The organism is Lactobacillus sp. W8172 (genome assembly GCF_016102055.1).
Taxonomy (GTDB): domain Bacteria; phylum Bacillota; class Bacilli; order Lactobacillales; family Lactobacillaceae; genus Lactobacillus; species Lactobacillus apis_A.
In genome coordinates, this window is sequence record NZ_JACFPG010000012.1 from 1 (window position 1) to 578 (window position 578).

The window sequence follows — 578 nt, forward strand, 5'->3', positions numbered from 1 at the left end:
TTCTTGTCGGCGTCGATCTTGTCCTTGACAATATTAGCTTCCTTGTCAATTTCCTTGTTAGCGTCTGCCTTTTGGTCACTTAAGTTCTTGCCTGGCTTATGCTCAGCGTCTAGCTTTGGCTTACCTTCAGTGACTAACTTGTTGATACTGTCTGCATCTGTGGCCTTGTCAATTTCACTATTAATCTCTGCTGCTACGCGATCAACATTTTGCTTCTGCTTGTTCTTTTCATCAGCAGTTAAAGTTACATCTTTATCAATTGCATCCTTAACAATTGTTGCGTGATCATTGATTTCCTTCTTGCCTTCTTCTTTCAGGTCATCCAAGCTTACTTTATTTGGCTTATGTTCAGCGTCTAGCTTTGGCTTGCCTTCAGTGACTAACTTGTTAATGCTGTCTGCATCTTTAGCCTTGTCAATTTCACTATTGATTTCTGCTGCTACGCGATCAACATTTTGCTTTTGCTGTGTCTTCTCAGTAGCAGATAACGTGGCATCTTTATCAATTGCATCCTTAACAATTGCTGCGTGATCATTGATTTCCTTCTTACCAGCATCCTTCAAGCCATCCAAGCCACT

The 578-nt window shown here is 41.0% G+C and carries 1 protein-coding gene; it reads right to left on the reverse strand.

The window, feature by feature from the left end; translation table 11 throughout:
• Window positions 1–578, reverse strand: a 578-nt coding sequence (locus tag H3R21_RS07435) for a DUF1542 domain-containing protein (protein ID WP_198184153.1), incomplete at both ends; no start/stop codon positions are given.